We start from the raw sequence: 23104 nt of genomic DNA, 5'->3' as shown, positions 1-23104 counted from the left end.
CACTATTCCAGACTGACGGACGCCGCCGTTGTAGAATAAATCACTTTTCAGTAACTGTTACGCCCGTAACCTTAATCAAAGATCAAAATTTTTTCTAATCATTTTCCTGTTAGCTATAAAAAAGCACAACGCCACAGAGTTTTAAATCTCTGTGGCGTTGTGCTGCTCTCAATCGGTCACTTTTTGAAAGCGTCCTTATGTGAGCCTGCCTTTTGTGTGGCTTTGAGCGGGGGTGCCGCAAGGATGGATTTGGAGTCAAAATAGTGTTACCCTATAGTAAAGATGATACAAAATGATAAATGTAAGTGTGGCTCACGGTCACATATAAATGGGAGGCGCGTAAAATGTGGATATTATTTGCAGTGGGTTCTTCGTCATTTGCGGGGATCACGGCGATACTTGCAAAATGCGGTATAAGAAAGACGGATTCTGATGTGGCGACGGCTATAAGGACAGTTGTGGTTCTGCTGTTTGCTTGGCTGATGGTTCTTGTCACAGGAGCCTGGACTGCAGACACACATATCAGCGGTAAGACACTTCTCTTTCTGATCCTCTCCGGCCTTGCAACCGGAGCATCCTGGCTGTGTTATTTCAGGGCGCTGCAGAAAGGGGATATCAACAAGGTCGTTCCCATAGACAAATCAAGCACCGTGCTCACGATTCTGCTTGCCCTCATATTCCTACATGAGGGGATCACCTGGGTTAAGGGTATCTCAATAGTTATGATAGGTGTGGGCACCATGCTTATGATCACCAAAAAGAAAACTGCAGATGATCAGGAGCTGTCAGGGAAAGATGTCGAACATATGTCAACAGACGGTGGCAGTGTGGCACAGAAACAGCGGGAAATGGGACTTTTGCATGGCAGCTGGCTGCTGTACGCGGTGCTCTCAGCTGTCTTTGCCAGTTTGACAGCGATACTCGGCAAGGTAGGGATATCGGATATCAACTCAAATCTGGGCACGGCGATCAGGACAACGGTGGTTCTTGTCATGGCTTGGCTTATGGTGTTTGTGTCAGGAAAACAGCATGAGATAAAGGGCATAGAGAAGAATGAGCTGCTGTTTATTGCGCTCTCTGGAATAGCCACGGGAGCATCCTGGCTGTGTTATTACAGGGCACTTCAGGACGGACCGGCAAGCGTGGTAGTACCGATAGACAAGCTGAGCATGCTCATCACCATTGCATTTTCAGGAATCGTGTTCCACGAAAAGCTGACCAAGAAAGCGGCTGTTGGCGTGGTATGCATCACTGCTGGAACTCTCTTAATTGCCATGAATTTCTGAATATTTTACGGTCTATTTAGAAAGTATTTATAGTTTCTTCCTGCGGATTTTATATCTATCGTTTACACTATATACAACGAAAAAGATATAGAGGATACATTTGTACATGAGAAGCTTATCAAGCTGTGCTTGATGGCAGAACAGGCAGGAGGCGTTAAATATGAGAACAGCAGACCACATGAATCTGAGCAGATATATTATGGATCACATGGATGCCGGCGCATCTAAGCTGCAGAAGGCGGCGTTCATATTTGGCAGCATAGAGCCGGATATCAATATGCTGACTTATTTCAGGGGCAGCATCCGTGGCGAGGAGAAACTTAGAGGACACAATTACGAAAATGTCATGAAGTATATGGAAAAACTCACAAAGAAACTTGAGAAAGGCGGAATGGGAACTGTCAGACAGAGCTTTCTTCTCGGAAAGCTTGTTCACTATGTGGCGGATTCATTCACATATCCGCACAACAGTATATTTCCTGGGAATCTTAGAGAACACTGCCAGTACGAGACAGAGCTGCATGACTATGTGAATCAGATGATATCATCAGATAATGTAAATTTAGATAGTATTGATGATGGAATAGATATAGTTGAATATCTTGAGGAAATTCATTACAGATATGTCAGTGAGGCTCTGGGATGCGAGAATGATTACAGACATATCACACATGCAATATCGGTGGTTACAGAGCGGTTCTGGCAGACAGAGAGTGTGTCAGTGCCATCCATGCGTGATGTTGCAATTGCATGTAAGGAACATATACCAGTTACGGCAAATGTAAGTATGGCAGCAGCTGGACAGACTGGAATGGAGTCCACAGGGGTGGCGTAGAAATAGCAGCCGTAAAAAATCTGATATGTCTAAATTGAGTGCGCGATAAAGATTTAGTTAAGAAACTTTGCAAAAACAACAAAATAGCTTGTGAAAAACAATTTAAAATTACCTCTTGCATTATTTTCTGAAGTCTGCTATTATAAATCACGACAAAGGCGTCAAATGAATCGAAAAGATTCGTTTGGCGCCTTTTTTGTTTCGACAATGGGGACGGAGGGGACAGGTACCTCCGTCCCCATGGGAGAATGAGATATCGCGTTCCCCAGATGAGTATAATTAAGGAGGAAGAAACTATGAATACGGGAGATACTGGTTTTATTATGATCTGTGCGGCTCTGGTGTTCTTCATGACACCCGGACTTGCATTCTTCTACGGAGGCCTCGTCAGGAGGAAAAATGTTGTAAATACCATCATGGCATGTACGGCCATCATGGGACTTTCAGTTGTCATGTGGGTGCTGTTCGGTTACTCACTCTCATTTGGCACTAATCACGGAGGTGTTATAGGAGATCTCAAGTGGTTTGCACTTAACGGGATAAAGATGGATGAGGCTGGTCCTTATGCGGACAATATACCTCATCTTGTATACGTTGCATTTCAGATGATGTTCGCCATGATCACACCGGCGCTTATCACCGGTTCACTGGTCGGACGTGTGAAGTTCAAGGCGTTGTTCTTCTTCATCATGCTCTGGTCGATCATCGTTTATTATCCGATGGCTCACATGGTATGGGGTCAGGGCGGTTTTCTCGGAGAGATCGGTTCAGTTGATTTCGCGGGAGGAAATGTAGTACATATAAGCTCAGGTGTGAGCGCCCTTGTATTCTCTATCATCCTTGGAAGAAGAAAGGGATATGAGAACACAGCATACAGAGTTCACAACATTCCATTTGTCGCACTCGGTGCATTCATTCTTTGGTTTGGATGGTTCGGTTTCAATGCCGGAAGTGCCCTCGGCGCAAATGGTCTTGCAGCACATGCATTCATGACAACGGCAATTGCCAGTGCCAGCGCAATGCTCTCATGGATGATAATAGATGTGATAAAGGATGGAAAACCTACCCTGGTCGGTGCATCGACAGGTCTTGTTGTCGGTCTTGTGGCTATAACACCTGGTGCAGGATTCGTACCGATCTGGTCATCATTCATCATCGGTGCGCTTGTCAGCCCAATCTGCTGCTTTACAATATCATTCCTTAAGGGTAAGCTGAAGATAGACGATGCACTTGATGCATTTGGATGTCATGGTATCGGTGGTATCTGGGGAGGTATCGCAACAGGTTTATTTGCAAAGAGCTCCATCAACAGTGTAGCTCGTTGGGATGGTCTGGTATTCGGAGATGTACATTTGTTCCTGATGCAGCTTGTTGGCATTGTGGTTACGATCGTAGTTGCCGTAGTCGGAACACTTATCTGTCTTGGAATTGTGAGACTTTTCACACCGCTCCGTGTAACAGACAGAGAAGAAAAGGTAGGTCTGGATATCTCAGAGCACGGCGAGAGTGCATATCCAACATTCAATGGACTTGATTCGTAGGACAGCAATGATATAGGAAGGAGAGATCTATTATGATGATAAAGGTTGAGGCTATCGTGCGCGAGGAGGTCTTTGAGGACGTCAAGGAAGCGTTGAATGCCATAGATGTAAATGGAATCACAGTGTCTCAGGTTATGGGATGCGGAGCACAGAGAGGATATAAGAAGCTTGTCCGTGGTACGGAGGTAGATGTGGTGATGCAGCCGAAGATCAAGTTTGAGATAGTTGTGTCATCTGAGGAATGGGAGAAGAAGACCATCGAGGCTATCCAGAAGGCGGCATATACAGGCGAGGTTGGAGACGGCAAGATATTCAGCTACGAGATCCGCACTGCAACTAAGATCCGTACAAAGGAGAGCGGCTATGATGCTCTGAATTAAAAGTTTATAATTTCTTTACCAAATACTAGCCGGGAATCCTTTGACAATCAAAGGGTTCCCGTGTTATTATGTCGGAAATATCAGGGAGTAGTTCGCATCGGTTATAAGATGTTGTGCGATCTCGTCATCACGTTTTCTGGCTGGGACATACCTGTGCAGGGAACCGGGACGCACGCTTTCGGAGTATATATAGTAGTGTATATAGAACTTGAAAGGAACGAGACTTTTATTGTGTGTTTATCATGCAATGAAGGTCTCGTTCCTTTGTTGTATGTAAGAAAAAGATATAGCTGAATACACAACAGACTTTTCTTTGCGTGATAAGCATATAAGATCAGATGGCATTATGTTTGATGCATAGATAATATTGCTGATCTGGGAAATAGAAAAATGGACCCCGGGCATGTGCCTGGTATCCGAAAATAAGAAGAAAAGGAGTCTGGTGTGTATGACAGAGAAAAATTTTTGGAATTGTTCCGGTGATGAATTACTAAAAGAATTCAAGACAGACAGCCGCGGACTGTCGACGGAGCGGGCAGAGGAGATCCGCAATGAGAAGGGAGAAAATGTTCTCCAGGAAGGCAAGAGAAAGAGCACATTACAGGTGTTCCTCAGTCAGTTTTGTGACCTGCTGGTGATCATATTGATCATAGCAGCAGTCATTTCTATGTTTTCTGACAATATCGAGAGTACCATAGTAATCTTGGCGGTACTCGTCATGAACGCTGTGCTGGGAACAGTGCAGCATGTGAAAGCTGAGCGTTCGCTTGACAGTCTGAAACAGCTTTCATCCCCAAATGCAAAGGTTATGAGAGATGGTGTGAAGCAGGAGCTTCCGTCCCGCGAGATAGTTCCGGGTGATATCGTACTGCTTGAGGCGGGCGATATGATAGTTGCCGATGGAAGGATACTCAGGAACTTCTCACTCCAGGTAAATGAGAGCTCACTTACCGGAGAATCTACAAATGTGGAAAAGAATGATGCAATAATAGAAGGTTCCGTGCCACTTGCAGACAGGACAAATATGGTGTATTCAGGAAGTCTTGTTACATATGGACGAGCAGAGGTGCTTGTGACTGGAACAGGAATGGATACGGAGCTAGGTAAGATAGCAGGACTGATGAACGCTGCAAAGGAGAGAAAGACTCCGCTTCAGGAGAGCCTTGACAAGTTCAGTGCAAGACTTGCGGCATTTATCATGATTGTGTGCGCGCTGGTATTTGTCCTCTGCATCTACAGGAAGATGGCGGTGCTTGATTCTATGATGTTCGCAGTTGCCCTTGCGGTTGCAGCTATACCTGAGGCTCTAGGTTCGATAGTTACCATCGTGCAGGCATTTGGCACCCAGAAGATGGCGAAGGAGAATGCGATCATCAAGAACCTCAAGGCGGTTGAAAGCCTTGGATGCGTGTCAGTCATCTGCTCAGACAAGACCGGAACACTTACACAGAACAAGATGACCGTGCAGGAGATATATCTGGATGGAAAACTTTACAAGCCGGAGGAGCTTGATTCCCATAACCAGCTCCACAGGTATCTGCTATATGATGCGGTTCTCACCAATGATTCCAGCATAGTGGATGGTAAAGGAATAGGAGATCCGACGGAATATGCATTGCTTGAGATGTTCCGTCAGGTCCACATGATGCCAGGCATGGAGACGGAGGGTACAGGTATCTCTGTTCCTGCGGAGACTGTAAAATGGAGTCTGAAGGAGGATGTACTCAGGGACTGCATGGACAGAATGGAGGAGGTTCCGTTCGACTCGGACAGAAAGCTTATGAGTACAAAGTATCTGCTTCATGGGGTTCCGACCATACTCACCAAGGGTGCTGTGGATGTGCTGCTTGACAGATGCGTGAGCGTGAGATACAGCGATGGCGTAAAGCCTATGACAGATGAAGAAAAAGCGAAGATCAAGGCTCAGAACAAGGCATTCTCAGAAAATGGCCTCCGTGTACTGTCATTTGCATATAAGGAAAGTGATGAGGTACTGGGAGTTGATACTGAGTATGGATTTACATTCCTTGGACTTGTGTCCATGGTGGATCCGCCACGCCCGGAGTCTATGGCAGCGGTTGCCGATGCAAGGCGTGCGGGTATAAAGCCGGTCATGATAACTGGAGACCACAAGATCACAGCGGTTGCCATAGCGAAGCAGATCGGAATATACGAGGATGGGGACATGGCACTCACGGGAGAGGAGCTTGACGCTCTGTCTGATGAGGAGCTTGCGCGTGACATAACAAAGATATCTGTATATGCCAGGGTGTCACCGGAGAATAAGATAAGGATAGTTGATGCATGGCAGAAGAACGGCAATATAGTAGCCATGACAGGTGATGGTGTCAATGATGCCCCTGCACTCAAGAAAGCAGACATAGGTGTTGCCATGGGAATAACCGGCACGGAGGTGTCCAAGGACGCGGCGGCCATGATCCTCTCAGATGACAACTTTGCAACCATCATCAAGGCTGTGTCAAATGGACGAAATGTATACAGGAACATAAAGAATGCGATACTGTTCCTGCTGTCAGGAAACACAGCTGGAATACTGGCGGTGCTCTACACCTCGATAGCGGCCCTGCCTGTTCCGTTTGCACCTGTACATCTGTTGTTCATCAACCTGCTCACAGATTCTCTTCCTGCGCTCGCGATAGGAATGGAGCCGGCTGACCCATCGCTGCTCTCAGAAAAACCGAGGGATCCTAAGAAGGGAATCCTGACATCTGACTTTATGGCAAAGATGCTCTCGGAAGGCCTTCTCATCGCTGTAGCGACCATGACAGCATTCCATCTTGGACTGCCGGTGAGCTCGGCAAAAGCCACTACCATGGCATTTGCAACACTGACACTCGCCAGACTGTTCCATGGTTTTAACTGCAGAAGTGAGGAGTCGATGTTTAAGCTTGGATTTAGATCAAATAAATACAGCGTATATGCATTTTTAGCCGGAGTGGCATTTCTGGCTGCGGTCCTGTTCATACCGGGACTTCACAGTCTGTTCAGCGTGGTAAGTCTTGGAGCGGCTGATGTGCTGAAGATAGCGGGACTTGCATTTGCACCGACTGCGATAATACAGATCATTAAGGCCATACAGGACAAGAGGAGATAGATTGTATGTGGAGAATATCGTGAACACCGTGATCATGAAAAATTCATAGGATGAGATTCCTGCAAAAATAATAGTCAATAGAAATATTTACGAAATATTTTTAGATTGAATTAAAAAAATTGTTATATTTATCAAAATTTAGAAAATGCAGAATATTCTATTGAATAAAATCTGAGTGAGAATATAATAATCAAAGGGTTAAAGGGTGGTTTGAATATACAGAGTAACTATATCTGTGTATCGAACCTCCTTTTTTATGAAAAAGGCCCGGTATGTGGAGGTTGTATACAGGCATGTATACCAAGGTTGTGGATCGTTGCTCCATATGTGAATGATAAATATATAGAAGGAAGACAAAAAAGATGAAATATTTGAAGCAGTTTCTTATAATCCTTGCCATCTCATTTATCGGAGAGATACTTAAGTATATAGTTCCACTACCGATTCCGGCGAGTATATATGGTATGGTGATCATGTTCATCTGCCTGCAGACGAAGATTCTCAAGCTGGATGATGTGAAGAGTGTGGGCAAGTTTCTCATAGAGATCATGCCGGTTATGTTCATACCAGCCGGTGTGGGCCTTATGTCGTCGTGGGGAACGCTTAAGCCTGTGCTTGTGCCAGTCAGCGTCATAACGGTGGTCGTTATCATAACGGTCATGCTTGCTTCAGGCTGGGTATCACAGCTTATAATAAGGAGAGACAGGAAGAAGGAGACTGAAAATGAGTGATCTGTTTGAATCGTCCATATTTGCAGGGGTGACTATAAGCCTTCTGGCATATATGTTTGGAAGTGTACTTAAAAAGAAACTTAAGATAGCTATACTTAACCCACTGCTGGTGTCCATCATAGTGACTATAGTGGTGCTGGTTGTGGCTGATGTGGATTACGATGTGTACAATGAAGGCGCAAAGTATCTGAGCTGGTTCCTCACACCGGCTACAGTGTGTCTTGCGATCCCACTCTATGAGCAGTGGGAGCTTTTAAAGCACAATTATAAGGCTGTGCTCGGCGGTATAGTTGCCGGAGTAATAACGAGTCTGACTACAGTCCTTGTGTTGTGCAAGGTCATGGGGCTTTCCCATAAAGATTATGTGACACTTCTTCCGAAGTCCATAACCACAGCTATCGGAATGGGTGTTTCGGAAGAGCTTGGCGGATATGTGACCATCACGGTTGCAGTCATAGTTGTGACTGGAGTGATCGGCAATATAATCGGAGAGATCGTGTTCAAGATATTCCGTATCAAAGAACCTATATCAAAGGGACTTGCCCTGGGATCATCAGCCCATGCCATCGGAACTGCCAAGGCTATGGAGATCGGCGAGGTTGAAGGAGCCATGAGTAGTCTGTCGATTGCAGTTACAGGAATACTCACGGTCATACTCGCGTCAGTGTATGCACATTTTATGTAATAGATATAATTGGAGAGAGTTATACTTTTCGCATCTCTCTGAGCTTATATGCAGCCATGAGCTGGAATCTGACCTCCGCATCGGAGAGATCATATTCCAGCTCTTCTTTTATTATCCGGAGCCTGTAATTTATTGTATTCCTGTGGCAGAACATTTTCTCAGAGATGTGCTGAACACTGCCGCTGCACTTAAGATATTCGTACAGAGTGTCCGTCAGAGCTGAGTGATGGGTTTTGTCGTACTCTATGACCCCACCGAGCTGCTCTGCGATAAATGAGTGTATGAGCTGGGCATCATTAACTTCCAGAAGAATACGCAGGAATCCAAGACTGTTGTAATCACAGTATATGTTGTCTGCAGCAAATTCCCTTGCGGAAATTGCACGGCGGTAACTCAAGGAGAGTTCTGTAAGGGACAAAACCGTGCTTCCGGAACCCATATGTATGCTGCGGTCCGGGAATCTTGCCACCAGAGCCTCTGCGATGTCATTGCATTTGTCTGCGATGGATCCGGAGGAAGGGCACCTCAGGATGACTATCGGACTGCCATCATATACAAATGCATGAAAGACAAGATCTGTATTGTTGCAGACCTTCTGCAGAACATACATGAACTCGTCCGTTGCTTCTGCATCGATGGACAGAACGTTGTAGCAGCCATTGTTGAATCCGGAGCCTCTTAGTGTGTCAGCCTGCTCGTCGGTCAGGGAATTCCCCATGAGGATATTCTGGAATGCTGCGGTCATGTTGCCATCATCCCTGGAGTCTTCAAATATCCTGTTGTAGTAGTCGTGGGTTATATCAAATATCCTTGTATCCCATGGCATGGTAAAAAGAGGAAATGAATAGCGGTGGCACAGTCTGACGATTTCATCGGTCATGTCCTCCTCAAATATATATCTGCCGGTATTCAGAATAAGTCCGCAGGTTCCCCTCCGTTCAAGAATGTGGATGTGGATATATCCTCTGATATGTATACCCAGCTTACGATGTTCTCTATTCCCTTTCCACCGGATATCAGGTTAAGGTTGTATTTTCGCTTGGGTCAGCGATACGGTACTTCCGCTTGTACTTATTCCTACAACCTGTGGAACAGGTTCAGAGGGAAATGGATTTGCAGTTCTCACCAATCCGGAAAATGGCGACAAGAAGTCGCTCAGATGCAATGCCATCGTGGCAAAGGTATCCATCGTGGATCCGGACTGCATGAAGACTATGCCAAAGCACGTGTTAGCAGCGGTTGGATTCGATGCACTGTGCCACTGCATGGAGGCATACACATCAAAGATCTCGCAGCCATTTACAGATGCGCTTGCACTGTATGCGATTGATCTTATCGCCCACAATCTTGTGGATGTATATAAGGGTAGAGGAACCCAGGAGAGCTGGGAGAAGATAACACTGGCCAGCACCATAGGTGGTATGGTCATCAACACAGCCGGAGTTACACTGGCTCACGGAATGGAGCATCCGGCCAGCGGACTTAAGGATATAGTTCACGGCAAGGGACTTGCAGCTCTGACACCTGTTATCATCGAGGCATCCTACAAGGGAGATCACTTCAAGTTTGCGAAAATCGCCAGAATATTTGGTGGTATCACGGCGGATGATCTGGCACCGAAGATCCGAACTCTTCTGAAGAATCTTGATCTGGATGTCAAGCTTTCAGACCTCGGAATCGAGGAGAAGGATATTCCTTGGATGGCTGAGAACTGCATGAAGGTATCAGCAGCCAGCATAGCAAATAACCCTGTGGTATTTACACAGGAGGAGATCGCTGAGATATACAAGAAGGCGATGTAGAATTAAAGTTTCATATTAAAAAAGAGATCTGCTATTCAGCTTTAATCAGATGAAAGACAGATCTCTTTTTTATGCAGAATAGGTTAGTGTAAATGATAATATTTTGTATACATTTGCCAAAATAAGTTGTATAATTTGTATATGGTTAAACGTTACGTTATCTATTAAGAGAGGAGAGACAGATATGAGAAAAACATCTACAAGAATGCTGGCACTTGCGTTGTCAGCAGTTATGGCAATTGGCAGTTTCACCGGATTTGGCGGTGAGGTAAAGGCGTATGCGGCAGAGGATGCCCAGGCGGTGGTTGCTGCAGATGTGGCAACACCGGGGGACGCATCACCGACAGATCCTCAGATAGACGCCAGCAATTTTAGCGTCAGTCTGAGTACATCGTCGTATGTGTATGATGGCGCAGCAAAAAAGCCGACAGTGAAGATCATCGGAACTGTCAAAGGCAAGCGTGTTACTTTGAAGAACGGAACAGATTATGCATGTACGTATGCGAACAACACTTATCCGGGAACGGCAACAGTGAAGATTACGTACAAGGACAAGTACAAGGGAACAAATAAGGCGAACTTCAAGATCTCAAAAGCCAAGATCAGCAAGATAGTGTCGACACAGACTGCTAACAGTATCACTCTCAAGTGGAGCGAGGTTAAGGGCACAAAGAAGTATGAAGTGTATATGTATAAGAATGGTAAGTGGAATGTAGTATGTAACAGTACCACGAGAAAGGCAACAGTTGGAAAGTTAAGTGCAAATACAAAATATAAATTTTATGTTAAGGCATATGGCACAAATGCAGGTAAGACAGTTTTAACTGCGCAGTCTTCAGCATATTTTGAATATACGAGACCTGCTAAAGTTACAGGTATATCTTTAGGAGATACGCAAAAAAATAACAAAAATATAATTGTATCAAATTATGAAAGCGCGGTTAGGCTGAACTGGAAGTATGATGAGGGAGTTACTGGATATAAAATATATGTCTATAATGCAACAACACGTAAGTGGACAAAATTCAAAAATGCAAGACAGTATATCCCATCAAATTCAAAGAAGAGCAAGGGTAGAATATTTTATTATTTAAGCGGATTGACACCAGCGACTGTCTATACATTTAAAATTGTGGCTTATACTGAGAATTTTGACTATCAGACATCAAAAACAAAAATATATGTTGGGGAAGCATCTGATATTATAAAAACGGCTACAATACCTAAGGTTAAATACGGCTTTGATGAGTGCTATGAGCTTAAGCAAAAAGGCACAAGCTATGACGTTTATTCAAGATACTATAATATAGAATTTGGTAAGGTTCCTAAGAACTCAGGTTATTATATAAGATTATATAGAAATAGAAAATATAGTAGTGGAAAGTCCAAATTATACAAAACAATAAAGGTTACAAAAAATAAATATAAGCTGCAATTGCCTAATGACAGTCAGAATTATTATTACTATTTTGATGTGGCTTCATTTAGTAAATGTAATGGTAAGACTTTTGTTGGAGTAACCATGAGGACAAAAATACAGACAAAGATTGGTAAGCTTGCAGGAAAGGTTGACACGTACACCTATAGTATATTAAGAAATAAAAAAGGAAAGATCGTAGGGAGTTCAATACAAGGTGAAGTTAGAAAAGGGAAAAAAGCAAAGTACATTTCCAAGCAGTACAATGCAAATATGAAGTATCTAGGCAAGTCGGTTACCATAAATGATAAATATAATACATGTTATTTTTATAACTCAAAGGATAAGCTGATCAACTATAAGAGATATATACTGGCCAGTGATGGGAAGATAATCGGTACTGTTTTATATAGTCCGAGAGGAAAAGTTATTCGTAAGGATTTATGGCCAGCTTACTAAACATAATCGTATTATGACATAGTATATTTTTATAAAATTATAGGAACTGGAATCTGTCCCTGATATGTGAAAAGGGGGGAGGTTCCAGTTTTTTATATGCTTGTAAATTTTAGAAAATGTGCTATTTTATAGAGAAGATTATTATATATGCGTCTTGATCAAATGGATAAACAACATCAGTTGTATATTTGTAACTGGAAGAGGATGCATTTATTAAAAAACAGACAGGGAAAAGGATGAAAGACATGCAGAGAAAGAACCGTGAACTCAGACAGACGTCGGAGACATTCCTTTTAAGTGCTATACTTGCGCTTTCCGGCGGATTTCAGGATGCGTATACATACAATGCCAGAGATGAAGTATTCTCAAATGCCCAGACCGGAAATGTGGTTCTTATGAGCCAGCATCTTATGATGGGAGATCTGAGGATTGCACTGAGATACCTTTTTCCAATAATAGCATTTGCGCTTGGAGTTCTGGTGGCGGAGCGGATAAGCCACAGATACAAGAATGCATCCCGTATCCATTGGAGGCAGATAGTTGTTCTGGTGGAGATCGTGATATTGTTTGCGGTTGGGTTCATACCGGAGAGATTCAATCTGCTTGCCACTATGCTTGTGTCATTTGCCTGCTCCATGCAGGTTCAGACCTTCAGAAAGGTAAATGGCTACGGATATGCCAGCACGATGTGCATAGGAAATCTCCGAAGCGGAACGGAAAGTTTATCGGTATATCTCAGAGATAAAGAGCCGGGGGCGCTCAGAAAGGCTATGCACTACTATGGAATAATTATCATATTCGCAATCGGTGCCGGGGCAGGTGGCGTGTGTACACTCCACCTTGGACTCAGGTCGATATGGATATCAAGTGTACTGCTTATTGTGGCGCATCTTATGATGTATAAGGAGAAGAGGTAACACGACGCTTTTATATAAAGAGTAGATTGGCGTTCAAAAGACCACAAAATTATCTATAAAAATCCAAAAATCGGCAGAAAGATACATTTTTCAAATGTCTTGTATCTTTCTGCCGATTTTATGTAAAAGATGAAAATTTTATGCGCTTAATATTTGAGAACCCACTAGCTTGCTACATTCTTCCCTCATACACAGCTTCGTTTGTGAGCTCGATTCCAAGCTTCTTGAATGTGTTCATATCAACCGCTGACAGTATGGCAGATGTGTGAAGCTGGCATCCTGAAAGCTTTGGCAGCTGCTGCAGTGCAAGCTTTGCATTCGGATCTGATACTGCACACATTGAAAGGGCTATGAGAACCTCGTCGGTATGGAGTCTTGGATTCCTGCTTCCAAGGTACTGGGTCTTGAGCTTCTGTATAGGCTCGATAAATGTCCTTGAGATCAGGTGTGTCTTCTTGTCTATGCCGCCAAGGATCTTGATGGCATTCAGGAGGACAGCTGATGAAGGTCCGAGAAGGTCCGAGGTAGAACCTGTAACTATGGTTCCGTCTGGCAGTTCAAGCGCTGCAGCGGCAGAACCGGTCTCCTCGGCAAGTTTGTTGGCTACAGGGACAACAGCGCGGTCATCCACAGTTATTTTTGCCTGCTTCATGATGAGTTCCTGCTTGTAGACCTCATCCTTTGTTGCCTCGTCTCTGACAAATCTGTTCAGTGACTGATAATATCTTCTGATGATCTCCTGCTTTGAAGCCTCTTGACATGCCTCGTCGTCAACGATGCAGTTTCCCGCCATGTTGACGCCCATATCTGTAGGGGACTTGTATGGGCAGTGTCCGTAGATTCCCTCGAACATAGCCGCAAGAACAGGATAGATCTCTATATCACGGTTGTAGTTGACGGTAGTCTCGCCGTATGCCTCCAGATGGAACGGATCGATCATGTTCACGTCGTTGAGGTCGGCTGTTGCTGCCTCGTAAGCAAGGTTGACAGGGTGCTTGAGAGGTATATTCCAGATTGGGAATGTCTCAAATTTCGCATAGCCCGCCTTCACACCACGTTTGTTTTCGTGGTAGAGCTGGGAGAGACATGTAGCCATCTTGCCACTTCCAGGTCCCGGTGCTGTAACGATGACGAGAGGTCTTGTGGTCTCAACATAATCGTTCTTTCCGTAGCCTTCGTCACTGACTATCTTCTCTATGTTGTTTGGGTATCCATCGATTGAATAGTGGTGGTAAACCTTGATTCCTATTGCTTCAAGCTTCTTCTGGAATACATCTGCGGAAGACTGGCCGGCGTATCTTGTGATGACTACGCTGCTGACGTATAATCCCTTTTCTTTGTATACGCCGATCAGTCTGATAACATCCTGATCGTAAGTGATGCCGAGGTCGTGTCTGATCTTGTTGCGCTCTATGTCGGCAGCATTGATGGAAATGATCATCTCAGCCTGATCTGCAAGCTGGAGAAGCATCTGCAGCTTACTGTCCGGTGCGAATCCCGGAAGGACCCTGGATGCGTGGTAGTCATCGAACAGCTTTCCACCAAATTCCAGATACAGCTTGTCCCCGAACTGTCCGATTCTCTCTCTGATATGCTCAGACTGCATGGACAGATATTTGTCATTGTCAAAGCCAATTTTTCTCATTTTGTTAATCTCCTTAAACTATAATTGAGCGGGCACATGAATTGCCTGCGTATCTCTTTATGAAAAATTGTTCTGCCCCAAAAACTAAGTGATAGAATGAACTTGCTCTGGCTGGGACGGAAACATTTTAACAAAATAATGAAATAAGAAATAATACTTAAAATTATAAAGCATTCTATAAGAGAATACCACACAGATGGGAGAAAAAACAGAGGAAAGTTAGGCAAAATTGCAAATGTAATAATGTAGTAAAAATTTTCTGTATTGTTATGTTTTGTATTGAAAATAATGGGCAGATTGGGTAGAGTAAGGATGTAAGGGTAACACTTACAAAAGGTAGAACGTAGAAGGACCGTTGCCTGAAAGAACGCGACGTTTTTAGAAAAACAAGCCAGCCTTGATCAATCGTATTGAACGTATTGGAATTGAAGAAGAACAGATAAAATTGCAGTGATAGGAGGTACAAATATGAGTGCAGATTACATCACAATGACCATACCAAAGCGGAAGAGGATAGCTCTTATCGCCCATGATGCGAAGAAGGAAGAGCTCATCAAGTGGTGCGAGGACAATAGGGACATATTGAGCCAGCATGAGCTGTGCGGAACGGGAACAACGGCCCGCATGATAACAGATAGAACCAATCTTCAGGTGAAGGGTTACAACAGCGGTCCGCTTGGAGGAGACCAGCAGATTGGTGCGAAGATTGTCGAGGGAAGGATAGATTTTGTAGTTTTCTTCTCTGATCCCCTCACGGCAGCTCCACACGATCCGGATGTGAAGGCTCTGCTCCGTATCGCTCAGGTATATGACATACCGATGGCGAACAACAAAGCCACAGCGGACTTTATGATTCAGTCGAAGCTGATGGATGAGACGTATGATCATCAGGTTATAAATTTCCAGAAGAATATCGACAACAGGGCGAATGCGCTGGGAAAATAATTGTATAGTGATAATGAAGTCTAAGGATCCACAGGATATCTGGCAAATGTCAGCCGACCTGTGGATTTTTTCTATTTTAGGCAGAGATAGTGGAGGGGCCTGGTTCCATTGGTGGTCTTATCTGTTAAAATGCACAAAATGTATTGTATATTTTTACATTAATTCATTGTAAGCAATATGTCCAGAGCAAAAGTTATAAAGATGGCAGGCAGCAAGGGCGTTGCGAAGAATATCACAGGTCTCACAAAGGGCAAGAGATACTATGTGAGCGTTAGAAGCTACAAGACTGTAGGTAAGAAAACTTACTATTCCGCATGGAGTACTCCAAAGAGTGTTGCGGTCAGCAAATAGTGAAACAGTTAAATATCATAGTTTAGCGGAATATCTCTCCGGATCATAGAATAAAAACTGTGATCCGGGGAATTTTTATGCGATAAAGAATACTTTTCAAGACCGTATCCGCAAGAGGTATTTGTGGTTGCTATACCGGATGATTTGCATTACACCCGGTTTGTATATATAATGGGTGGAGGAACAGGGAGGTAAGTATATTGAGAGCAGCCAAATGGTTAATGCGGGCGATAATAGCGCTTGCTGTATGTGCGATCCTTGGAATAACTGTCACATCGGCGGTTCTGGGCTACAAGGCGGGCAGAGAGATAAAAGAAGAGAAGAAGGCTGGTGCCAAGAGTTCATATGAGGAAAAGACTGTGAACATCAAAGATCTGTTTGACAATGTTAGTATACAGGCAGCGAAGGATATGGCTGTGGATCTTCAGTCCTCAGCGGATGGCAAGTGCCATGTGCATTATTATGATTCAGATGAGGTGATCCATTCGATCTATGTGGAGGATAATACGCTTGTGATTACATGTGAGGATGACAGAACCTTTGGCTCAGATATTGGATTTGGTGAGGATCCCTATGTAACTATTGAGATCCCTGCAAGACAGTACGATAAAATAGAACTGGTGTCAGAGTCAGGACAGATATCAGCGAGTCAGTCGATAAGGTGCAATACGCTTGATGTCACGGAAAAGAGCGGCAGCATGTATCTTGTAAATATCACTGCGGACACTGTTCAGCTTGCGAGCGAATCGGGCGATGTGAGCTTGGCTACGATCAATGTGAGAAATCTGTATTATGAAGGGAAGAGCGGTAATTTGTCGGTTGTCAACGTTGTGGCAGACAACATCAGGTTCAGCGTTGGTGATGGAAAGTTTGAAGGCTACAATCTGCTTGCAAACAGCACATCGGCCTACAAATCAAAGAAAGGTGACATACTTGTGGAGGGCTGTGACAGCCCGACATTTGTGTTTGATTCAGTCAAGGGTGATATACATGCAACGTTTTTATCACCAAAGCAGATAACTATAGACAGTCGGAGTGGAGATATAGACATTCCGGAAATTGTGGAGAAATATAATGGATGCTGTGTGGTTACAACTGATTCCGGAGATGTTACGATAAAATATGTAGAGGGATAGAAATGCAATTGGAATTTGTAAATGCAAATAAATACAGGAAACAGGTCAGACAGCTGTTTGTGACGGCGTTTCCGAGGGAGGAGAGACCTCCTATGTGGATGCTGACTAGAAGGTGCCATCAGGGTAAGGCAGAATTTTCTGCGGTGCTGGATGGTGACAGATTTGTCGGACTGACCTATGTGATAGGAAATGACAGCGTGAAGACACTGATGTTTCTTGCGATAGCCGAGGATGCCAGGGATGGCGGATATGGCTCAGAGATATTAAGGTGTGTGCATGAAAAGTATGGAGATACGAAGATATTTCTAAATATAGAGCCGCTGGATAAAGATGCTCCAAACTATGAACAGAGATGCCGAAGAAAGGCATTTTACAATAGAAATGGTCTGGATCTGCTTGATTATCAGGTCAGAGAGGCGGGGGTGACATATGAGATGCTCACCTATGGAGAGTATGTGACAAAACAGGAATATGAGGAGGTCATGATAGTAATGTATGGATCTCTTCTATATAAAATAATAAAACGTATATAGAGACTTAGAATAGAAAAGAGGCAGAGATCATGAAGGTAAAGATCATACAGAAAAAGGATGAGTATTCAATGGAGTATAATGTAGGGGATATTCTTGAGGTGGACAGCACATGGTATGGCGGTGTGACTGTGCTCGGGAAGACCGGAGTCCCAGTGTCCATAGACAAGGACGAGTATGTCAATGTGACGGGCGACGGAGAGGCTGTAGTATCGGATGCTGAGAGTATGACGGTGACATCAGGTGAGACTGAATTCCAGGGTGGTCTCAGACCGAAGGGACAGGGCGTAGCTACGGAACAGTTTGGACATCTGGCGGAGATAGACCAGGAGGTGCGTGGTGCCGTGAGAGATCTTCTTGAGGTTGCTAATCTTGAACCAGGGGATGCACTTGTCATAGGATGTTCCTCCAGCGAGGTTGCAAATATGAGAATAGGCTCATTTTCCAGTGAGGATATAGGCAAATGCATAGCCAGTGCAATATTAGATGAACTTTCGGGAACAGGAATATATATGGCAGCCCAGTGCTGTGAGCATTTGAATAGAGCTATTATAGTGGAGAAGGCGTACGCAAAGGAGAACAGGATACCTATAGTTAACGTTGTTCCGCAGCTTAAGGCTGGAGGTTCATTTGCCACTGCGGCTTATGCGGAGATGAAGGAGCCTGTTGCAATAGAATATATTCAGGCACAGGCGGGAATAGATATAGGAGATACTTTGATAGGAATGCACCTTGCACCGGTTGCTGTGCCGGTGAGATCAGAGCACAGCATGGTCGGCGGAGCCCATGTGGTCATGGCGAGAACCAGAGCCAAATATATAGGCGGGATCAGAGCCGGCTACAGAGAGGGAATATAAAATAGAAAGTATAGATAGGAAAAAAGATAAGAAAAAGATAAGAAATAGATAGAAAATTTATGGATTATTATTTGCTAGGAGGAACAGGATGTACGACAATATAATATTCGATTTATATGGAACTCTCATAGATATACACACTGACGAGGAAGATATAGCAGTGTGGAAGCATATGTGTGAATTCTATGCGGAGCACGGCGTGAAATACAATCCTGCGGGACTCAGGTCAAAGTATAAGAGACAAGTGAGACGCGCTGAACAGGCGATGGCAAAGAAGAAATTCAAATTCCCGGAGATACAGATACTGGATGTGTTCGAACAGCTCACGCGAAAGAAAGATCAGGATGCAGATGACTGCGCTGAACTCACGGTGAAGGCTGCACAGGAGTTCAGGAAGACATCCACTGAATATATAAAGTTGTATGATGGTGTGAAAGAGATGCTTGGCAGACTGAAGAATTCTGGAAAGAAACTTTATGTGCTTTCAAATGCACAGAGGGTATACACACTGCCGGAGATACAGAAACTTGGAATAGAGGAATATTTCACAGACATATCATTGTCATCGGATTTTGGTGCCATGAAACCGGATGCGGTATTTTATCAGCAGATGTTGGACAGAAATCACATCAATCCAAACCGTTCTATAATGGTTGGTAATGATGCGGTGTGTGATATCATGGCGGCAAGGCAGGCGAGACTTCATACATGTTATATCCACTCAAAACTGTCACCTGTGGATGATGACCAGAGATATATAAAGTCGGACATAATGCTGGATGAGCCGGATATGGCAAAGCTGTGTGAGTACCTGCTCGGAGAAGAATAAGTCCGTTAAAAAACAGCGGCAGCCCATACATACTGTAAACATGTATATGGGCTGCCGCTGCTTGGCGTTATATATTGAGTTGCACCGGTATCACTTGACATTTAGCTGAACAGTTCACCGTGCTTTTCGTAATCGGTTATCCTTGATATGGTATTGTCGTCATTTACAAATACGACCTTAGGTGTATGCTCATTTGCCTCATCGGGAGTCATGGAAGCGTAACACATAAGGATTATGTGATCTCCTACCTGAACCTGACGGGCTGCTGCTCCGTTCAGACACATGACACCAGATCCTGGTTCACCAGCGATGGTGTATGTCTCGAAACGGTTGCCGTTCTCTATATCCACTATCTGTACAAGCTCGTACTCAAGGATTCCGGCCGCCTTCAGAAGTTCTGAATCGACAGTTATGCTTCCTACGTAGTTAAGTTCGGCCTGGGTTACGACAGCTCTGTGAATTTTGCTCTTTAACATTGTGATATTCATAAGCTTTTGCCTTTCTACTGCCACCGATGGATTGGCAGTCTGGTCAGTCTACAACGAAACAAGCATTAGCACCACGAAACAAATCGAAGCTGCCCATGCTTGTCGCAATTATAATATCATAAATTGGCGAGATTGCAACAGGAAATGAAATCATTTCTTGATTAAATGTGGTACATGTGCAAAAATAATTGCATGAGATGGATAGGCGTTTGACGGGAAAGGTGAGTAATGGGAAGTCAGAATTATTTGAACATGGCATTTGAAAAACTGGGGCATATAATGCTTGATGATATGAGAATGAAAGCTTCAGATATATATAAGTTGGCGGTGAAACGGCAGAAGAAGCAGGATTATAATCCCCCTGTTTACAATGAAAACAAGATAAATATTCGTTCGGTGTTTGAAAAGGGAGGCATGTGTTTCTATGTAACACCAAAGAATGCTTCAGTGAAAGAGTACTTCATGTTCCTTCACGGAGGTGGTTTCGTATCTCAGATGAGTCGAAATGAGTGGAGGTTTGTGCTGGATACCGTGGAGAGTACAGGATATGGAGCGGTCGTGCCGGTATATCCAATTGCCCCAGATCATTCGGCGGCGGAGGCTGTTGATATGCTGGCGGGAGCCTATGAGAAACTCTGTGAGAAGGAAGATGCGAACAGGATAGTCCTGATTGGAGATTCGTCGGGGGCATGCCTTGCACTGTCGGTCGCGATACAGCTTTGGAAGACGGGAATCAGAAGACCAGACAAACTGATATTGTGCTCTCCAGTTCTCGACACTGAGTTTGAAGACCGTGAGCTGGAACAGGAGATGGGAGACAGGCGGAAGTTCGTGTACGGCTACTATTACACTCCGGAGATCAGAAGCTTTCTCAGACAGTACTGGGTAAAGGACTCGGAGGGAAAAGTGGATGTTACCAGTCCTGTGTACTCAGATCTGACAGACATATGCGATGAGATAGATATATTCACGAGCGATGGTGACATGCTCAACTGTTATGCGAGGAGACTGTACGACAAGATAAAGAGAACAAGCACAAAGGTCAACTTTTACCAGTATTATTCTGTGGTGCATGATTATTTTGACCACCCATATATTCCTGAATGCAAAACCGTAATAAAAAAGATAGTGGCGAGTATCAAGGGAGATTCGGATTTTGTGCCGGCAGATATAGAGAATGATATATGGTGTCGCGCCATGATGGCGGAGAGATACCCGAAACTCTATGAGGATTCAGAATCTATCAGACTGGCGGACAAGATAGGAATAGAACATAAGAACAGAAATTCCCAGTATACATTCTATGACAGAACAGTTATCATGGAGAGGCTGGTGGCAATGGATGACAGGGTAGGAAACTTCATCAACAGATATGCCGATGGCATAATCGTAAATGTTGGAGCCGAGCTTGACACGATGTTTGGCAGGGTGGATAACGGTCGTATAAAGTGGTACAACGTGGATTTGCCTGAGAGGATAGATCTGCGCAGAAAATACATGGACACCCGAGACAGAGAGGTGAACATAGGTGAGAATATACTTGATTATAGATGGCTTGAGCAGATAACAAAGCCACGTGACACGGCGATACTATTTGTTTTATACGATATGACAAAGTATTTTGACCGTGAGAGACTGAAGGGATTTCTTAATGCTGTGTGGCGAAAGTTTCCGGGCGCGGAGGTTGTGTTCGACGCGAAGAATTCTGTGGCTAAGCGGATGTGGAATATAAATGTGTTCATGGGAAGAAATAAGGGTAGTATGCTTAGATTCAGCATAGATAACTGTACAAGTCTTATGTATGATTGGAATGTAAAATATAAGATACTCTGTGACGAGACAATATTCAGGGGTGGTGACCTGGAGAGAATGCTTTCACCTAAGGAGTGCGCGAAGTTCAGACATTCGATCAAGAAGAAATATGACAAGATCATACACCTGCGTCTTGGAACAGAACATTTCCTTGTCTGATATTTATGTTTGTATTCACACCATATGTCAGGAAAATTAAGACGACATATCGGGAGTGGGCTGGTAAAATAGAAAACGCGGTAAGCTGATCAGAAGAAGCGGATGGCGGAAACAGATAACAAAAAATATATAACAAACAGATGGCAAATAACAGCAACAGGCAGAAGGATTATACAGCTAGACACAACAGAAGAAAGAGATGATATAGTTATGGATACGATTCAGGTGAAAAAGTTTACCAGAAACTGGTGCATACTTGTTGGCACGATATGTCTGATAATAGGACTTATAATAGGTACAGTGATAGGTCGGGTGTGGGGGTTTACAAGTTCGAAGGCTTCACCGGGGCTCAGCTATGAAGCTGGGTACACGATAGAGGACACCGAGATAACCAGCAGCATATATGACAATTACTGGAATTATATACCGACAGCGTATATCAATGTCGGTGATCTAGGACCGGATGCGCTGCTCTATAAGATAAGTGACAAGGTTGCCAGAAACAATCTAGATACAGAACGGTTCTACACTGGAGATGACGGGTATATGCACTACAGTGATGATAATATAGACGAAACCCTTGTGGGTGTGGATCTGTCAACGTTTCAGGGAGATATAGACTGGGAAACATTGTCGGCGAACAAGGATATAGACTTTGTTATGCTCCGGGTTGGATATCGAGGTTACACAGAGGGTGGACTCATGCTTGATTCAAGCTTTGAGGACAACAAGGCAGCTGTCATAAAACATAAGGTCCCGACCGGATTGTATTTCTTTACACAGGCAATAACATATGATGAGGGTGTGGAGGAAGCAAAGTTTGTTCTGAAGCAGATCGGCAAGATGAAGGTCACATATCCTATAGTTATTGACTCAGAGCTTATAGGCGATAACGAGGCGAGGGGCGACAATGCCTCTGTTGATGAGAGAACAGACGGTGTGGTAGGCTTTTGTGAGACGATCAAGGCGGCAGGATACACGCCTATGATATATGCCAGCAGAAATATGTTTGCCCAGTGCCTTGACATGGACAGACTTGGCGACTACGAGCTGTGGCTTGCCCACTATGCAAATGTCCCAAACTTTCCATATAAATATACGGGATGGCAGTACACAGAATCCGGAAGTGTTGACGGCGTGTACGGTGATGTTGATCTGAATCTCTGGTTTAAGAATTAATTATA

At 44.1% G+C, this 23104-nt stretch carries 21 protein-coding genes and 1 pseudogene; 19 read left to right on the top strand and 3 right to left on the bottom strand.

Features of this window, described 5'->3' with window-relative positions:
• Positions 1 to 344: 344 nt before the first annotated feature.
• From NQ536_RS12530 to NQ536_RS12500, 7 genes are all read left to right on the top strand, one after another.
• A complete protein-coding gene (locus NQ536_RS12530) occupies positions 345 to 1286 on the top strand; it encodes an EamA family transporter (protein ID WP_022058953.1) in 942 nt (313 codons plus the stop codon).
• Positions 1287 to 1446: 160 nt separating this feature from the next.
• On the top strand, positions 1447 to 2121 hold the full coding sequence (locus NQ536_RS12525; protein ID WP_004850663.1) for a zinc dependent phospholipase C family protein: 675 nt from the start codon (positions 1447 to 1449) through the stop codon (positions 2119 to 2121).
• Positions 2122 to 2417: 296 nt separating this feature from the next.
• Entirely contained in the window at positions 2418 to 3662 is a 1245-nt protein-coding gene (locus NQ536_RS12520; protein ID WP_022058952.1) for an ammonium transporter, read from the top strand.
• Between the two features lie 32 nt (positions 3663 to 3694).
• Positions 3695 to 4042, top strand: coding sequence for a P-II family nitrogen regulator (locus tag NQ536_RS12515; RefSeq protein WP_004850656.1), 348 nt, complete (start codon positions 3695 to 3697; stop codon positions 4040 to 4042).
• 448 nt (positions 4043 to 4490) lie between these two features.
• The gene (locus NQ536_RS12510; RefSeq protein ID WP_044997933.1) at positions 4491 to 7157 is read left to right on the top strand and encodes a cation-translocating P-type ATPase; all 2667 of its coding nucleotides are present in this window, start codon (positions 4491 to 4493) and stop codon (positions 7155 to 7157) included.
• Between the two features lie 362 nt (positions 7158 to 7519).
• Complete coding sequence (locus NQ536_RS12505; protein ID WP_004850651.1) at positions 7520 to 7888, top strand: CidA/LrgA family protein; 369 nt, start codon at positions 7520 to 7522, stop codon at positions 7886 to 7888.
• Positions 7881 to 8573, top strand: a complete 693-nt coding sequence (locus tag NQ536_RS12500) for an LrgB family protein (protein ID WP_004850650.1) — start codon at positions 7881 to 7883, stop codon at positions 8571 to 8573. The genes NQ536_RS12505 and NQ536_RS12500 overlap by 8 nt, the downstream gene beginning before the upstream one ends.
• A gap of 19 nt (positions 8574 to 8592) precedes the next feature.
• On the opposite strand, the gene NQ536_RS12495 is transcribed toward NQ536_RS12500, so the two are convergent.
• Positions 8593 to 9453 (bottom strand): helix-turn-helix domain-containing protein, encoded by an 861-nt coding sequence (locus tag NQ536_RS12495; protein WP_044997931.1) that lies wholly within the window; start codon positions 9451 to 9453, stop codon positions 8593 to 8595.
• A 151-nt stretch (positions 9454 to 9604) separates the two neighbouring features.
• Between NQ536_RS12495 and NQ536_RS14070 the strand changes: the two are divergent.
• From NQ536_RS14070 to NQ536_RS12480, 4 genes and pseudogenes are all read left to right on the top strand, one after another.
• A pseudogene (locus NQ536_RS14070) lies at positions 9605 to 9712 on the top strand (iron-containing alcohol dehydrogenase); the annotation flags it as partial.
• 33 nt (positions 9713 to 9745) lie between these two features.
• Positions 9746 to 10375 (top strand): dehydroquinate synthase/iron-containing alcohol dehydrogenase family protein, encoded by a 630-nt coding sequence (locus tag NQ536_RS12490; protein ID WP_049937716.1) that lies wholly within the window; start codon positions 9746 to 9748, stop codon positions 10373 to 10375.
• A 184-nt stretch (positions 10376 to 10559) separates the two neighbouring features.
• Positions 10560 to 12251 carry a fibronectin type III domain-containing protein gene (locus NQ536_RS12485; RefSeq protein ID WP_044997929.1) on the top strand — a complete coding sequence of 564 codons (1692 nt, stop codon included), beginning with the start codon at positions 10560 to 10562 and terminating at the stop codon, positions 12249 to 12251.
• Positions 12252 to 12496: 245 nt separating this feature from the next.
• Entirely contained in the window at positions 12497 to 13168 is a 672-nt protein-coding gene (locus NQ536_RS12480) for a YoaK family protein (RefSeq protein ID WP_022058942.1), read from the top strand.
• A 172-nt stretch (positions 13169 to 13340) separates the two neighbouring features.
• Here the strand turns inward: NQ536_RS12480 and NQ536_RS12475 are convergent, their stop codons facing one another.
• Positions 13341 to 14813: a DUF1846 domain-containing protein gene (locus NQ536_RS12475; protein ID WP_004850639.1), complete on the bottom strand. Its 1473-nt coding sequence runs from the start codon at positions 14811 to 14813 to the stop codon at positions 13341 to 13343.
• A gap of 468 nt (positions 14814 to 15281) precedes the next feature.
• On the opposite strand from NQ536_RS12475, the gene NQ536_RS12470 reads away from it, so the two are divergent.
• The 6 genes from NQ536_RS12470 (at position 15282) to NQ536_RS12445 (ending at position 19461) form a co-directional block, all read left to right on the top strand.
• The gene (locus NQ536_RS12470) at positions 15282 to 15758 is read left to right on the top strand and encodes a methylglyoxal synthase (RefSeq protein WP_004850638.1); all 477 of its coding nucleotides are present in this window, start codon (positions 15282 to 15284) and stop codon (positions 15756 to 15758) included.
• A gap of 177 nt (positions 15759 to 15935) precedes the next feature.
• On the top strand, positions 15936 to 16109 hold the full coding sequence (locus NQ536_RS12465; protein WP_004850636.1) for a hypothetical protein: 174 nt from the start codon (positions 15936 to 15938) through the stop codon (positions 16107 to 16109).
• 200 nt (positions 16110 to 16309) lie between these two features.
• A complete protein-coding gene (locus NQ536_RS12460; RefSeq protein WP_022058940.1) occupies positions 16310 to 17245 on the top strand; it encodes a DUF4097 family beta strand repeat-containing protein in 936 nt (311 codons plus the stop codon).
• Positions 17246 to 17247: 2 nt separating this feature from the next.
• A complete protein-coding gene (locus tag NQ536_RS12455; RefSeq protein ID WP_004850632.1) occupies positions 17248 to 17778 on the top strand; it encodes an N-acetyltransferase in 531 nt (176 codons plus the stop codon).
• Positions 17779 to 18002: 224 nt separating this feature from the next.
• A complete protein-coding gene (locus NQ536_RS12450) occupies positions 18003 to 18632 on the top strand; it encodes a TIGR01440 family protein (RefSeq protein WP_081445856.1) in 630 nt (209 codons plus the stop codon).
• A gap of 88 nt (positions 18633 to 18720) precedes the next feature.
• Positions 18721 to 19461 (top strand): HAD family hydrolase, encoded by a 741-nt coding sequence (locus tag NQ536_RS12445; protein ID WP_004850627.1) that lies wholly within the window; start codon positions 18721 to 18723, stop codon positions 19459 to 19461.
• A gap of 101 nt (positions 19462 to 19562) precedes the next feature.
• Here NQ536_RS12445 and panD read toward each other — a convergent pair whose 3' ends face one another.
• A complete protein-coding gene (panD, locus tag NQ536_RS12440) occupies positions 19563 to 19949 on the bottom strand; it encodes an aspartate 1-decarboxylase (RefSeq protein WP_022058937.1) in 387 nt (128 codons plus the stop codon).
• A 228-nt stretch (positions 19950 to 20177) separates the two neighbouring features.
• Between panD and NQ536_RS12435 the strand changes: the two genes are divergently transcribed.
• Both NQ536_RS12435 and NQ536_RS12430 read left to right on the top strand, forming a co-directional pair.
• Positions 20178 to 21920 carry an alpha/beta hydrolase fold domain-containing protein gene (locus NQ536_RS12435; RefSeq protein ID WP_004850624.1) on the top strand — a complete coding sequence of 581 codons (1743 nt, stop codon included), beginning with the start codon at positions 20178 to 20180 and terminating at the stop codon, positions 21918 to 21920.
• A 102-nt stretch (positions 21921 to 22022) separates the two neighbouring features.
• Positions 22023 to 23099, top strand: a complete 1077-nt coding sequence (locus tag NQ536_RS12430; RefSeq protein WP_004850623.1) for a glycoside hydrolase family 25 protein — start codon at positions 22023 to 22025, stop codon at positions 23097 to 23099.
• The last annotated feature ends 5 nt before the right edge of the window (positions 23100 to 23104 follow it).

The organism is Coprococcus eutactus (assembly GCF_025149915.1).
GTDB lineage: Bacteria > Bacillota > Clostridia > Lachnospirales > Lachnospiraceae > Coprococcus > Coprococcus eutactus.
The sequence above is the reverse complement of the archived record's forward strand: the minus strand, read 5'-3'. Positions and strand labels throughout refer to the sequence as shown.